Consider the following 14,470-nt stretch of genomic DNA (forward strand, 5'->3'; position numbering starts at 1 on the left):
TACCCTTACCGGAAAAGTAACCTGGTGAGGCGTATACCCTTCATAAAAATGGAACCTGCCGCTCATCACCCATACTTTTTTGCCGCTCAGTTCTCCAAACAATAAACTTCCCCCATGCCCTTCCACTGTACTTACCGGGAAATGGGGTATCTCTGAATAGGGAATAGAAACTTCCACCTTAATCTCCTTGGCCAGATTTCCTAAACCGCTACCTAAAACAATTCCAATATTGGCCTCCTGATTGGCCTTTGAACCTATAAAAGCTGCAGCTTCTTTCAGTTGATTCATTAAAACAGACATAATAAGAAATTAGGGGACAAATATACGCTGATAAAAAATAAGGCCATCAACGGAAAGTTGATGGCCTCTGATAAGGTATGTAATTTAAGACTAGCTTAAACGTTTTACATTTACTGCATTCAAACCTTTTCTTCCTTCCTGCACATCAAAGATAACTTTATCGTTAGCTTCAATCTGGTCGATTAAACCATTTGCATGTACAAAAGTTTCTTTGTTGGAATCATCATGCTTAATAAAACCAAAACCTTTTTCTTCGTTAAAGAACTTTACAGTTCCTTGAATTTGTGTGTCCATTGTAAAAATTGTAAATAAATAATACTGCAAAGGTACACTTAAATACCTGCCCTGCCTAAACTTAATTGTTAAAGTCTTAAATTAGGCTGAATACTACTGATTTGCCTTAATCCTACCAATTCATCGTGTCTTCCGCCAAAAGGGCGATAATACACAAGAATAGTATAGCTATTCTCCGTTTCCCAGTAATTCCCTTCAGTAAAATCATAGGAAGCTATTGGCTGCTGGCTGTTACCCTCTTTAACAACATACTGATAACTGTAAAATCCTTGTTTTAAAGTTAACCGCTTGTAATAGACCATTTTACGCTCATCAAATTCCATCAGCGAACTATCACTTAATTGATTTCCGGTAAAATCTCCCATTAAATACACCGGTTGTTTAAGAGGCTGACGATTATCGGTAGCCAATGTAAATTCCACTTCTGCATAATCAGACTGCCACCAGGGATTGATGGACTCGGTAGTAGAAATTTCAAAAAATCCATTTAAGTCTCTGTACCATAAATATCGAACCCCTGTTCTGATTGCATCTGTTTTAGCATAAACAGTTACCGGGATATTGGTTCTGCTGATTCTTTCAATGCGATCACTTTCGAATCTTAAACTTCTTAAATCAATCCAGCGATACTCTTTGCCTGCCGCAAATAAACAATCCTGCTCGGCATTGTATTCAAGTATATTACCCCTAATAAAGGAAGGAACTAATTTCTGTGATGCATTGTCCCATCTCCCATTTTGTAAAATGGTGGTTTGTATCTGCTGAGGTTGAATGGCCTGAAGGGTTGAAGTATTAATCGACAATTGAATCTTCTGATGCGTTCTGTGCTGCATTGCATTGAATGGTTGTTGCATTTGGGCTGCAATTCCTACTTTATTATCAACCACATAAAATCGTTTGGTAAACAATAATTTAGCGGTATCTGCATCCTGAAAAACCTTTAAGATATAATTGCCGCTTCTGGTTGGAACACTGGAACGTTCCGGTAAATTAACCTGATAGTGTACATACTGTACCTGCGATATAGAAGATATACGGTACTGACTGATTCTGTTTTGCTGAAACCCTCTGATATAATCAAATGGACTCCATTGTGCTTCTGACCAATCTGCATTGCACAATTGAAAAGTATAAAAATAATTCTTGGGATAATTGCCCAGATCATCAAAATGTAGTTCCAATTGATCTACTGAATTCAATTGAATAATGGGTAGTCCCAGCTGATTATTCGCAGGAAACAATTTCGGGGTTTTGATATTGGGATGATAAATATGGTCCGGTTTAAGCTGAGCCATCACAGAACTGCTTAATAAACCCAGTAGCATTGTGTATAACAGTTTCATCATAGATTAAACTTACTGAAACAAATGTATTATTAGTAGCTTTGATTACTTCAAAAATTATACCGTTTGAATTTTCCAGCATATATCGCTCAGAAATTAGCTGCCAATCAAAAGCAAACTTTTTCTCGCTTCATCATCCGGTTGTCTGTAGGGGCTACTGCTGTGGGTGTGGCGGCCATGATTATCACGGTTTGTTTTGTAAATGGATTTCAACAGACTGTTGCACAAAAAGTTTTTAACTTCTGGGGACATATACGGGTACAACATTTTGAACCTGACAAATCTTTAATGGCAGAAGAATTGCCCATCAGCCGGAACAGGCAAATCGAAACATTGCTGAGCCAACAGGAGGGTGTAGTTATACAACAGGCTTTTGCTACCAAATCGGCGGTATTATCACACAAAAAAATATTGAGGGGATTTTGTTAAAAGGAATTGAATCAACCTATGACAGTAGTTTAATCAAGCCTTTTATAACTGAGGGAAATTGGCTGGGTTTTAAAGATAGCCTCTACAGCAGAGAAATCATTGTTTCTGAACAAATTGCCCGATTGCTGAATATTCGGCTGCACGATACTGTTACGCTGTATTTTGTAGGCAATGAGTCTACCCAGACCACTTACCGGAAATTAAAAGTGACGGGGCTATACAAAACAGGTATTGAAGAATACGATAAGCTCTTCATGCTTACAGATTTACGTTTGATTGCCAGACTCAATCAGTGGGAGCCTGATCAGATAGGGGGATATGAAATTTTTGTAAAGGAGGGGTTTAATCCGGATTCTGTAAACCAGGTTTTACTAAATGATTTACCCACTGAATGGATGAGCAGAACGGTTGCTTCTATCTATCCGAATATATTTGACTGGCTGCATATTCAGAATATGAACAGGAATGTCATTTTCATTATCATGGCCATAGTAGCCATCATCAACCTGGTTACTTGTCTGCTGATTCTGATATTAGAGCGAACCCCCATGATTGGTATTCTGAAAGCATTAGGGGCCAGAGACAGACAGGTCATTCAGATTTTTCTGCACCATGCCGGTACTATTGCATTTAAAGGAGTTATCTGGGGTTTTCTTGTAGGATTAGGTCTGGTACTACTTCAACAAGCTACAGGGTTTATACAATTAGACGAATCTGCTTACTATGTAAAAAAAGCACCTGTATCAATCATCTGGTGGCAAATTGCCCTGGTTTGTATTGCTACCTGGCTTTTGTCTTTTTCTATTTTGCTGCTTCCTGCATTGCTGGTAAAAAAAATCAAACCTATTCAGGCCATCCAGTTCAGATAAATATCAGCTGGGTTTTAGAAGATGTGAGAGTAAAATGCCCCCCGCCACTGCTGCATTCAGCGATTCTGCTCCCCCTATTCTGGGTATGCTAACCGGTAAACTTATCAATGGCAGCAAAGCTTCGCTAATTCCATTGGATTCATTCCCTATCAACAGCACCCCCTCTTTTAGTGCGGGTTGCTGATATATGGAATTCCCATTCAGCAAAGCTCCGAGTACCGGAAGGTCAGTTTGATTCAGGTATTGAAGCAGTGGTGTATAACCAACCGCTACCCTGGCAAAGCTTCCCATGGTACTTTGTATTACTTTGGGGTTGAAGAATTCTACTGAATCCTCCGAGGCAACAATTTGCTGAATGCCAAACCAGTCAGCTATCCTGATTAGCGTGCCCATATTACCCGGATCTTTAATTCCATCCAGGGCCAGTATCCATTTACCTTTCACCGGCGGTTGAACCTCCATAACCGGTTGCGCTGCAATGGCCAGCACTTTGTTGGGTGTTTGCAGTGCGCTTACTTGTTGTAAAGCCGATTCACTGATTCTTACAATAGGAGCTTTGTGCATTTTGGGGTGCTCCCAATTGTCCAATGCATAAATTTTCTGAACCTGTATGGAACTGTTCAAAAGCTCGTCTACCCCTTTTACTCCTTCTACAATAAACAAGTTTAAAGCGTCCCTTTGTTTTTTATGGAACAAACTTTGAATATATTTGGCTTCATTCTTGCTTAACATTGTCTATGCATTTTAAGGTAAATACCCGATTCAACGGCGCAATTGTATTCATTTTCACCATATTGTTCCTGGTATCCTGTGCTGAACAAAAAAGAACCTGGGTTAGAAATTATCCAAAAGACCGGCCCTTTGTTTATAACAATCAGATAAACCTGAATGGCAATTTTACCAAAGATGAGAAAAAACGCTTATTAACCAACTTGCAAAATTACTGGGACGACAGTTTAAAAGTACCCAAGCAACAACAATTTGGATTGTTTTATAAAATTAAGAATCCGGCTGTTTTCGACAGCAGTAATATTCTCCGTTCGGCCCTTTTCATGAATTCTTACCTGAATGCTCAGGGATATTACTATGCTGAACTAACCAATTCCTACACCATCGACACGGTAAAAGACCAGATAAGAACCAGTGTGTTTATGAATATTGATGCAGGAAAAAATATCAGCATCGACGAAGTCAACATTGAAATGAATGACTCCTCCTTGCAGCGTCTGGCCAGTTCAGAAAGCAGCAAGAGTCTGCTAAAAAAGAACAAACCTTATTCCAAAGAAATCATCAGTAACGAATTAGACAGACTGGTAGGACTTTTCAGAAAAAGTGGTTATTATAAAATAACCCGAGAAGATGTTTACGCTTATGTAGATTCCAATAACACCAAACTGTACTCCTTAACCACCGACCCTTTTGAGCAGGCAAAGCTTTTATCAGAAATAGCCAAAGCAAAAAAAGAAAATCCAAACTGGGATATAACCATCAAACAAAGAGAACTGGAAGACAGTTCCCGTTTAATTAAATACCATATTGGCAATCTGCACTATTATCCTGAGACGAAAATTTCTGATGTGCCCGATAGTTTGTTAAAAGACAAATCGTTTTTTGAGAAGAAAATTCCCAATGGAACTATCCGATACAAAAAGGGTTTGTTCAATTACAGGCCAATGAAAGAAGATACCTATTTTTCAAAGGGAGATGTTTACAACGAACAACGTTTTTTTAAAACTGCCAATGCACTGGGACAATTGCCTGCCTGGCAAAACGTAGATATCCGACCAGAAATCAGGGATAAGGATACGCTGGACATGTATTTCTTTATGACACCAGCTGTAAAGCAAAGTTTTACAGTAGACCTGGAAGCCAGTAGAAATATTGCCGACATTGGTGTTACCAATCTGCTGGGTATTACAACGAACTTCTCGTATAATAACAGAAATGTCTGGAAAAATGCTATCCAATCGGTGGCAACCATCAGAACGGGAGTTGAATTGAACATTTTAAACAGCAGTAACCAGCCGGACCAGCTGTTTCAGACCTTTCTTTTTAATGTTGGCCATACCTATATATTCCCTGGAATCATTCAACCCTTTAAACCCTGGAAGGGATTGGACCTGCTGGATAACAAAAGAACCCTGTGGTCGGTAAATCTGGGTTATGTAGACAGAAGAAACTTTTACAATATCAGAAATTTCACTACCAGCTATGGATTTGAATGGAAGAAAGGAAACAGTTCATTTTTATACAAACCAATCAATGTTGAATTATACTCTATAGAAAAGCTGGATTCACTGGATCAGCTGATTATTAAAAACCCATTTCTGAAAGCTTCTTTTAATGAAGGAAGTATTGTGAGCCAGAGTTTTTCTTTTGTAAAAACAACAAAGGGAAGCAGAAACCCGGCCAAGGATAAATTTTACCGGATTGCAGTTGAAGAAGCCGGTGGCCTCTTTGGATTTATTCCAGGATTGAAGGGAAATATATACCGCTATTTAAAACTGGAAACAGAATACAAACAGTCTGTAAAATTTCCTAAATCTGAATTGGCCTACAGGGCTTTTGCAGGTATGGGATATAACTATGGCGGTGATACCATAATTGGCCCTACTCTCCCATTCTACAAACAATTTTCTGCAGGTGGCCCCAACAGCATGCGTGCCTGGAGATTGAGACAATTGGGTCTGGGCAGCTCCAATCAAAGTGAATTAGACACGGCTGCCAATGCTTTTAGAGATCGTTTTGGAGATATGCAGCTGGAATTTAATGTAGAGTATCGTTTTCAATTGGCCAGTATCGGAAGTTTTAAAATAGGGTCTGCACTGTATGCAGATATTGGAAACGTATGGAATATTAAACGTGCTGCATCAACCGATATTGATACCCGTTTTTCACTTGGTAATTTTACAAGGGATATGGCAATCGGCATTGGTACAGGCCTCCGATTCGACATGTCTTATTTCCTAATTCGATTAGACTTTGCCTATAAATTAAAGGACCCGTTACGTGCTGCAAACAATGGATGGATGAGTATTAAAGACTTTACCTGGAACGATACCAGGCCCAATGGCATTAAGGTTCCCAACTTTGCATTACAGCTTGGAATAGGGCTTCCTTTCTAAGCTTTCAATTGTTCAATTTTTGTTTCGAAGGATTCCATACTTTCTGCATCTGCTACCTGAAAATGGCCAATCCTTGTTCTTCTGAGTGAACTCATATACGCCCCTACTCCCAATGCTTTTCCGAAATCATGGGCCAGACTTCTGATATAGGTTCCCGTTGAACAAACTACTCTGAAATAAACTACAGGCATTTCTATTCTTTCAATCTCAAATGCATGGATGGTAACCGGTCTTGGTTCCAGCACCACATCTAATCCCTTTCTTGCAGCTAAATAAACTGGCTTGCCCTCTTGCTTAATGGCCGAATGAATGGGAGGAACCTGCATAATCAGTCCGGTAAATTCCTGCGTAGCAGATTTTATTTGAGATTCAGTCAGGTGGTCGGTATTACAAAAATTAACTGGCTCTGATTCTAAATCATAAGTAGGTGTTGTAGCCCCCAAAGTAAAAGTACCGGTGTATTCTTTTTCCATCCCCATGTACTCATTGATCTTTTTGGTAAATTTTCCGGTACAAACAATTAAGAGACCGGTTGCCAATGGGTCAAGGGTTCCGGCATGTCCCACTTTTACAATACGGGTAATATTTCTGATTTTTCTGACAACATCAAATGAAGTCCAGTGAACGGGTTTATCAATCAATATGGCCTGTCCTTCTAAATAGGGCTGCAATGCGGGATGAATTTCTTTCTGCTTCATTTTACTTTAGTTCTCTCCAAATAGAATCCCTGAGAGGATTGGCTGCAAAGGAACTGTTTTTATAAGGAATAGCAAAAGACTCCGCATGTTTAATTCTGTCATCCGTTGCAGGGTGTGTAGAAAGGAAACTAAGAACAGTAGGCATTTCGGGTGCATTATCTTTTAAGGTCTGCATCAATTGTTTCATCGCCAGTGGATTTATTTTATTCTTCACCAGCACTTTCATACCCACTTCATCTGCATTTTCTTCCATACTTCTGGAAAATTGCATCGACCTCAATCCTTCTGCATTTTCTACCAAAATGGATAAGATTCCGGAAACATCATTGAAAATAACAGATATCATTAAACCTGTTGCCGCAGAACGCAGGACCGATCGCAAACTATGCCGCTCTGTAATATGAGCCGCTTCATGTCCGAGCAAGGCTGCCAGTTCATCTGGCGATTGCATAGTCCGTAATATGCCGGTATATATCACTATATTCCCTCCTGGTATGGCATAGGCATTCACCTCCTGGTTTTTTACCACCGTAATTTTAATAGGATAGATTTTGCTTAATTCCAGTGAGTTGGCAAATGACTGAATCAGGGCTGTTTTACTTTTATCTACGCTGGCATCCCCCATCATCGCCTCATGCATTTTTTCTCCCAATTCAGTTTCTGTTTCGGGTTTGATTATTTTAAGGCCAGCCCATGGAACAACAGTTGCAATCCCCCAGTATACTCCGGAAAACAATAGCAGAACAATCAACAACAACGTAAAGGCATTCAGTTTAAATAAGCTTGTTGCGAAAGACTTTTCAACTGGCTGAAGTAAATGAATAATGGCCGTTGCTGTTGGATCTTGTGCATCAACAGTAAAATAGGCTCCTGCTTTTTTATTCAAAAAAACAATGAGCTGATGATCGGTTTTTTGAAAAGAACATTCAGCTTTTGGAAAATACAAAACCGGTGCACCTGCATTCCAGATGGGACCAACCTGAAGTGAGAATCCTGCTTCAGAGATATGTAACAATGCAGATTGAGGGCTAGCCTGCAATCCATCAAAATATTGAACTGAGTTAAGTACTTCCATTATATTATAAATCCAAAGTCTAAAAAGTCGGCAATATCTTCACCCGTAGCATCATCAAAATTAGGTTGGGTCTGTTGTAATTCATCAAAAGCAATGGTTCCATCCAGCACCATATTGGAAAATAAAAATCGCATAGTTCTAACTGCAATCCAGGGAGTAGCCAGTCCAAGCGTAAATACAAAAAGCAAAAGATTCACCAGAATTAACACAAGAAAATCTCCACCTGTTGCAGTTGATCTTAACAGCATCGTCTGATCTCCCCTGGTTAATCTAAGGTTATTAATAAAATAGGCATATAAATCTTTTTGCCACCAGAAAAAGTAAAGTCCCAGTGTTATAATGCTTAAGAAATATCCTTTTACATTCAACCAAAAATATTCTCCACCAACCCCTTTGTAAGAAAATCTGGCATCCCCGATTTTTACATTGCACAACAGATATCTCCTAAGATTCATCATGAACCAGGCACCATAAATTCCAAAAGTTACCAGGGTTAGTAGTGTCCCTTTAATGAAAAGGGCAAACAATTCCCATTTGTCTCCTGTATATCCAAAACGTATTCCACTCCATACCGTTTTGGCAAACCGATATCTGTAAGAACCATGAATAGCAAGAGGCAGCAGTAGCAGAAAGAAGATATAAAAAAGAGCGGCACCTACCAGTTCCTGTTCGTTAAGTACCAGATAAGTTACCAATCCATATATTCCAATTAATAAAACAAAAGCTTTAATAAATCCTTTAAACATTTCTGACCCCGTTCCGGTAAATACAAAAGCCTGACCATTGAAAAGGGTATTACTATAGAAATACTGTAAAGAACGGGCCCTTGCCCATGGATAATACAATCCCAGGGTAATGGTTACTAAAATGATATTGACCAGCAATATCTTGAAATAGGATGCGCCACTCCCCTTAAAGCTAAGGCTGTATTTATTATATTCCATATAATAAATATATCAATATGCCCTCGCAAACAGCACTCTTTGAGTAGATTTTTTTCCGGATAAAATGCAGACACCTTCTTCCTGTGGATTATCCAAAGGAATACAGCGAATGGTTGCTTTTGACAACTCCTTAATTTTTTCCTCTGTTTCAGGTGTTCCATCCCAATGAGCAGATACAAAACCTGCTTTGGTATCCAGTATGTTTACGAATTCCTCCCAGGTATTGGCAGGAGTAATATGTTCCTGTTGAAAAGCTTTCGCCTTATTAAACATTGCCTCCTGAATCTCATTCAGTAATGCCTGAGTATATGCACCAATTCCTGCAATAGCTATAGTTTGTTTTTCCTTGGTGTCTCTTCTGGCAACTTCTACCACCTGATTGGCCAGGTCTCTAGCTCCAACTGCAATTCTAACCGGAACACCCTTTAATTCGTATTCAGCAAATTTCCATCCGGGTCTGCTATTGTCTGCATCATCGTACTTCACGGTAATTCCCAGGGCTTTCATTTCCTTCATCATTACGCTTACTACTTCATCAATCTGGGCTTTCTGTTCATCGCCTTTATAAATAGGAACAATAACCACCTGAACAGGCGCAATCCGTGGTGGTAAAATCAATCCATCATCATCACTATGAGCCATTACCAAACCGCCAATCAATCGGGTACTTACCCCCCAACTGGTTGCCCACACATAATCGAGTTTATTATTCTTGTCACTGAATTTTACATCAAATGCTTTTGCAAAATTCTGACCCAGGAAATGAGATGTACCTGCCTGTAATGCTTTACCATCCTGCATAAGGGCTTCAATACAATAAGTGTCTTCAGCTCCGGCAAATCGTTCATTAGGCGACTTTACTCCCTTAATAACCGGCAAAGCCATCCAGTTCTCTGCAAAATCAGCATATACATCCAGCATACGTCTGGTTTCTTCAATGGCTTCTTCTGCAGTTGCATGAGCCGTATGACCTTCCTGCCAAAGAAATTCTGCTGTACGCAGGAATAAACGCGTACGCATCTCCCAACGAACAACGTTAGCCCACTGATTAATCAGCAGGGGCAGATCACGATAACTTTGAATCCATCCTTTATATGTGTTCCAGATAATGGCTTCACTGGTTGGACGAACCACCAGCTCTTCCTCCAGTTTTGCTTCAGGATCAACCATCAGCTTACCTGCATTATTCGGATCGGTCTTTAAACGGTAATGGGTTACCACCGCACACTCCTTAGCAAAACCTTCAGCATTCTTTTCTTCGGCTTCAAATAAGCTCTTGGGAACAAAAAGCGGGAAATAGGCGTTCTGATGTCCGGTATCCTTGAACATTTTATCCAGCACATCCCTCATATTTTCCCACAAAGCAAAACCGTAGGGTTTGATAACCATACAGCCCCTTACTGCAGAATAATCCGCCAGTTGGCCCTTGATAATTAAGTCGTTATACCATTGTGAATAATCCTGCGATCTTGAGGTAAGCTCCTTTCCCATAAATATTTTATTTTTTTAACCTAAACAACACTAACATTTGTTAGTTGGCATGTAATTTGCCTTTAATTGTTTGTAGTTACCATGCGCAAATGTATGTAACTTCATTCAACCAAATTGATGCACCTAAAAAGGAAAATCATGAAAAAGCTTGTATTCAGTGCGCTAACACTTGTTACCATCTTGAGTGGCTGCAGCACGGCCTATCAATCAGGCCAAACGCCCGACGATGTATATTTCTCACCTGGAGAGGATGGAGAGACTTATGCATATGCAAGTGGTAAAAACAGTGACGATCGGTACCAGGAATATGTAAGTACCATGGATGATCGTTATTTAAGAATGAAAGTAGCCAACAGGGATCGTTGGGGTACCATAGATAATTTCAGTTACTGGAACGATATGCGTTATGATTTTTCGCCTTTTAGTTTTGGCTATGCCCATTCAATGAATCCATGGAGGTTGAACCCATATGTAATGAATCCATGGAATATTGGTTTTAATTACTATCCCGGATTAAATGCTTGGAATAATTTATATGGTGGAGGATTTTTGGGTGGATCATATTACGCCCCAGGAGTTTTCGGTACCGGATTCTTTGGAACAGGAGGTGGATATGTAACTCCCATTGGATTGAATAATCCGTTTTTCTCCGTGTTCAATTATTCAAATCCAAAAGCGAATATCATCACTTCTGGTGCTGGCTCAAATTTGAGTGCATTGAGAAACAGAATGTATAACAATAGTAATTCTTCAAAAGGAGGAAACTGGTATGCACCAGGGTCCAATGGCAGCAGCAATAATTTTGGCAATTTGGTAAAAAGAGTGTTTTCTACATCAAGTTCTCCTGATGGTCAATCGAACAGTTTTGACAGAGCTATCAGAACCTTTAACAACCCAAGCTCAAGTGCTATCCCTATGACTAATAGCAATGCAGGTGGCTCAAGCGGCGGGTTCAAAAGCACAGGCTCCAGCGCAACTTCAGGAAGAGGTGGTAGAAATTAATATTGCCAGCGTTTAACAACTCAAGTATGAAAAAATATTTCGGCTTATTTATAAGCGGCCTGGCATTTTTTGTCCAAATCGCAAGTGCACAAACGATTGACGAAGCAATTAGACTCTCCTGGTTTACCCCTAACGGAACAGCCAGAAATATGGCTGTTGGTGGCGCCATGGGATCTCTTGGTGGGGATATTACCGCAAACCATGTAAACCCCGCTGGTATTGGTTTATACAAAACAAGAGAATTGGTTTTGTCTCCTGGGTTCCTCATGAATAACAACAAATTCAATTATCGTGGAAGTGATACCACTTCAAATAAATCAGGATTTGGCCTGGGCACCAGTGGTTTAATTTTAGCAGGGGCTAATAAAAGTGGGTACAGCAAATGGACCAGTTCGGCTTTTGCAATATCCGTAAACCAAATAGCCAATTACAATAATCAGGTTAGTTTCAGTGGTTTAAATAATTTCAGTTCTTTCACAGAAAAATACCTTGAAGAGCTTACACGTGACAGGGCTGACACCAACGCTGCATTGAGTAATTATATATTCGGTTCTTCGCTTGCGTTTCGGACATTTCTGGTAGATACTTTAAGTGGTCCAGGTGGAACGGTAGCGGGATATCAAAGCCTTGTTCCCATTTCTTTGGGCACCAAACAATTATATAATAGCAGAACCAGTGGTGGATATACAGAATTGGCGTTGGGACTCGCAGGTAATATGGCCGATAAATTGTATGTTGGCGGTAGTTTAACCATCCCGATTATTAAATATTCCAGGGATTTATTTTACAGTGAACGAGATCTCACAAATGATCCTGGCAATCAATTCAATTTTTTTGAATTCAGGGAAACCTACACTTCGCAGGGAGCAGGTATTGGACTAAAACTGGGTACTTTATATAAACCCTCCGATGTTGTTCGTATTGGTTTTGCCTTTCATACCCCCCAGTTTATTGCTATGACCGACAGAATCAGGGCATCCCTAACAGCTGATACGGAAGGATATGCAGGCAGACGCACAGAAAGCAGTGATCGCTTGAACAGTGGACAAGCTGGCCGCAGCAAATACACCATTACAACTCCCTGGAGAGCAATAGGTAGTTTTAGTATCGTCTTGAGAGAAGTGAGTGATACCCGTTTACAAAAAGGGTTTATCAGTGCCGACCTGGAATACGTCCACTATAAGGGTGCCAGATTTGCCGTTGCTTCAGAAAATGCATCTGATGCCGGTTTCAGAAATTACTATTCCGCATTGAATGAGTCAGTGGTGGATAATTTAAAAGGTAATATTAACGCAAGAATCGGAGGCGAATTAAAGTTTCATACCGTCATGTTCAGACTAGGTGCTGCTTATTATGGAAGCCCCTATCAGGATGAAGCAATTCAGGCTAGCAGGGTAATAGGATCCGGAGGCATTGGCTACAGAAACAAAGGTATTTTCATTGACCTTTCCTACTCACATATCATGAACAAGGATGCTGTATTTGCCTACAGACTGAACGACAAACCCAATACTTTCGCCAATCAAACAGGCAATAGAGGGAATATGATGCTGACCTTTGGGTTTAAATTTTAACCCACCACTTCTCCCTCCAGATCGTAATCATAAGCTTTGGTTATTTTAACCTGAACGAACTCGCCGATGGCGAGTTTTTTCTTGCTATGAATCACCACTTCATTATCTACTTCCACACTATCAAATTCGGTTCTTCCCAGGTAACGACCAGCTTCTTTTTTATCTATCAATACTTTGAAAATCTGTCCTACTTTTTCCTGGTTTTTCTCGTAAGAAATTTCCTGCTGCACTTCCATGATCTCCTGAGCGCGTGCTGATTTAACTTCTGCAGGCACATTGTCTTCCAGGTCATAGGCACTGGTATTTTCTTCGTGACTATAACTGAAAATCCCTACTCTGTCAAAACGATGTTCCTGTAAAAATTCCTTTAATTCTTCCACATCTTTTTCCGTTTCACCAGGGAAGCCGGCAATTAATGTAGTACGCAAACAGATACCCGGCACGCGTGATCTGATTTCATGAATTAATTCAGACATTTCTTCGCGGGTAATATTACGACGCATGGCTTTTAACATGCTGCTACTGGCATGTTGCAAAGGCATGTCGAGGTACTTACAAATATTATCGCGACGCTGCATCACTTCCAGTATTTCCAGCGGAAACTTGCTGGGGTAAGCATAGTGTAAACGAATCCATTCCAATCCCTTCACATCGGCCAATGCATCCAGCAACTTTGGCAAGGCTCTTTCTTTGTAAATGTCCAGTCCGTAATAAGTAAGTTCCTGTGCAATCAGCATGATTTCCTTAACGCCCTTTTGAACCAGTGCTTCGGCTTCCTTAACCAGATCTTCTATTGAACGACTGATATGCTTTCCGCGCATCAAAGGAATTGCACAGAATGAACAGGTTCTGTTACAGCCTTCTGAAATTTTTAAATAGGCATAGTGCTTGGGGGTACTCAGCATTCTTTCCCCTAACAATTCTGCTTTATAGTCGGCTTCAAATTGTTTAAGAATCAAAGGCAATTCCAAAGTGCCAAACCAGGCATCTACTTCAGGCATTTCAGCTTCCAGATCGCCTCTGTATCGTTCGCTTAAACAGCCGGTAACATATACTTTATCTAATTTACCTCTGCGCTTCAATTCAATCTGATCCAGGATGGTATTGATACTCTCCTCTTTTGCCTTGTCAATAAAGCCACAGGTATTCACCACCACAATATTGTGATCTAGTTTGGAGTTCTCGTGAACCACATCAATTTCATTGGCTGCCAACTGACCACTCAGCACTTCTGAATCAACCAGATTCTTGCTGCAACCCAGTGTAATGATATTAACCTTGTCTTTCTTAAGTGTTTTTGCCTTCATGAGAGGGCAAAATTAAGGA

General features: G+C 40.1%; 13 protein-coding genes and 1 pseudogene. 5 read left to right on the forward strand and 9 right to left on the reverse strand.

What is annotated here, in order from left to right:
- From P767_RS18475 to P767_RS0106030, 3 genes and pseudogenes are all read right to left on the reverse strand, one after another.
- Positions 1-300: pseudogene (locus P767_RS18475) on the reverse strand (purine-nucleoside phosphorylase); the annotation flags it as partial.
- Between the two features lie 90 nt (positions 301-390).
- The gene (locus tag P767_RS0106025) at positions 391-594 is read right to left on the reverse strand and encodes a cold-shock protein (RefSeq protein WP_026751538.1); all 204 of its coding nucleotides are present in this window, start codon (positions 592-594) and stop codon (positions 391-393) included.
- Positions 595-662: 68 nt separating this feature from the next.
- Complete coding sequence (locus P767_RS0106030; protein ID WP_026763808.1) at positions 663-1,940, reverse strand: type IX secretion system plug protein; 1,278 nt, start codon at positions 1,938-1,940, stop codon at positions 663-665.
- A gap of 63 nt (positions 1,941-2,003) precedes the next feature.
- Between P767_RS0106030 and P767_RS18130 the strand changes: the two genes are divergently transcribed.
- Together P767_RS18130 and P767_RS16070 are read left to right on the forward strand one after the other, a co-directional pair.
- The gene (locus P767_RS18130) at positions 2,004-2,366 is read left to right on the forward strand and encodes a hypothetical protein (protein ID WP_051417188.1); all 363 of its coding nucleotides are present in this window, start codon (positions 2,004-2,006) and stop codon (positions 2,364-2,366) included.
- On the forward strand, positions 2,360-3,235 hold the full coding sequence (locus P767_RS16070; protein ID WP_051417191.1) for an ABC transporter permease: 876 nt from the start codon (positions 2,360-2,362) through the stop codon (positions 3,233-3,235). The genes P767_RS18130 and P767_RS16070 overlap by 7 nt, the downstream gene beginning before the upstream one ends.
- A 3-nt stretch (positions 3,236-3,238) precedes the next feature.
- Here the strand turns inward: P767_RS16070 and P767_RS0106040 are convergent, their stop codons facing one another.
- Complete coding sequence (locus tag P767_RS0106040) at positions 3,239-3,967, reverse strand: RNA methyltransferase (protein ID WP_026763809.1); 729 nt, start codon at positions 3,965-3,967, stop codon at positions 3,239-3,241.
- Positions 3,968-3,972: 5 nt separating this feature from the next.
- On the opposite strand from P767_RS0106040, the gene P767_RS0106045 reads away from it, so the two are divergent.
- On the forward strand, positions 3,973-6,360 hold the full coding sequence (locus P767_RS0106045) for a BamA/TamA family outer membrane protein (protein WP_026763810.1): 2,388 nt from the start codon (positions 3,973-3,975) through the stop codon (positions 6,358-6,360).
- On the opposite strand, the gene truB is transcribed toward P767_RS0106045, so the two are convergent.
- From truB to proS, 4 genes are read right to left on the reverse strand one after another with little or no spacing between them, the layout of a single operon-like run.
- Positions 6,357-7,058, reverse strand: a complete 702-nt coding sequence (gene truB / locus P767_RS0106050; RefSeq protein ID WP_026763811.1) for a tRNA pseudouridine(55) synthase TruB — start codon at positions 7,056-7,058, stop codon at positions 6,357-6,359. The two genes, P767_RS0106045 and truB, sit on opposite strands and share 4 nt — an antisense overlap.
- Position 7,059: 1 nt before the next feature.
- On the reverse strand, positions 7,060-8,133 hold the full coding sequence (locus P767_RS0106055; protein ID WP_026763812.1) for a M48 family metallopeptidase: 1,074 nt from the start codon (positions 8,131-8,133) through the stop codon (positions 7,060-7,062).
- Positions 8,133-9,077, reverse strand: coding sequence for a YjgN family protein (locus P767_RS0106060; RefSeq protein ID WP_026763813.1), 945 nt, complete (start codon positions 9,075-9,077; stop codon positions 8,133-8,135). Before P767_RS0106060 ends, P767_RS0106055 begins: the two co-directional genes overlap by 1 nt.
- Before the next feature lie 12 nt (positions 9,078-9,089).
- On the reverse strand, positions 9,090-10,568 hold the full coding sequence (gene proS, locus P767_RS0106065) for a proline--tRNA ligase (protein ID WP_026763814.1): 1,479 nt from the start codon (positions 10,566-10,568) through the stop codon (positions 9,090-9,092).
- Between the two features lie 138 nt (positions 10,569-10,706).
- Between proS and P767_RS0106070 the strand changes: the two genes are divergently transcribed.
- Together P767_RS0106070 and P767_RS0106075 are read left to right on the forward strand one after the other, a co-directional pair.
- On the forward strand, positions 10,707-11,570 hold the full coding sequence (locus P767_RS0106070; RefSeq protein ID WP_026763815.1) for a hypothetical protein: 864 nt from the start codon (positions 10,707-10,709) through the stop codon (positions 11,568-11,570).
- 26 nt (positions 11,571-11,596) lie between these two features.
- Positions 11,597-13,144 carry an OmpP1/FadL family transporter gene (locus P767_RS0106075; protein ID WP_026763816.1) on the forward strand — a complete coding sequence of 516 codons (1,548 nt, stop codon included), beginning with the start codon at positions 11,597-11,599 and terminating at the stop codon, positions 13,142-13,144.
- Here P767_RS0106075 and rimO read toward each other — a convergent pair.
- Entirely contained in the window at positions 13,141-14,451 is a 1,311-nt protein-coding gene (gene rimO, locus P767_RS0106080) for a 30S ribosomal protein S12 methylthiotransferase RimO (RefSeq protein ID WP_026763817.1), read from the reverse strand. The two genes, P767_RS0106075 and rimO, sit on opposite strands and share 4 nt — an antisense overlap.
- Positions 14,452-14,470: the final 19 nt, after the last annotated feature.

The organism is Sediminibacterium salmoneum NBRC 103935, assembly GCF_000511175.1.
Lineage (GTDB): Bacteria > Bacteroidota > Bacteroidia > Chitinophagales > Chitinophagaceae > Sediminibacterium > Sediminibacterium salmoneum.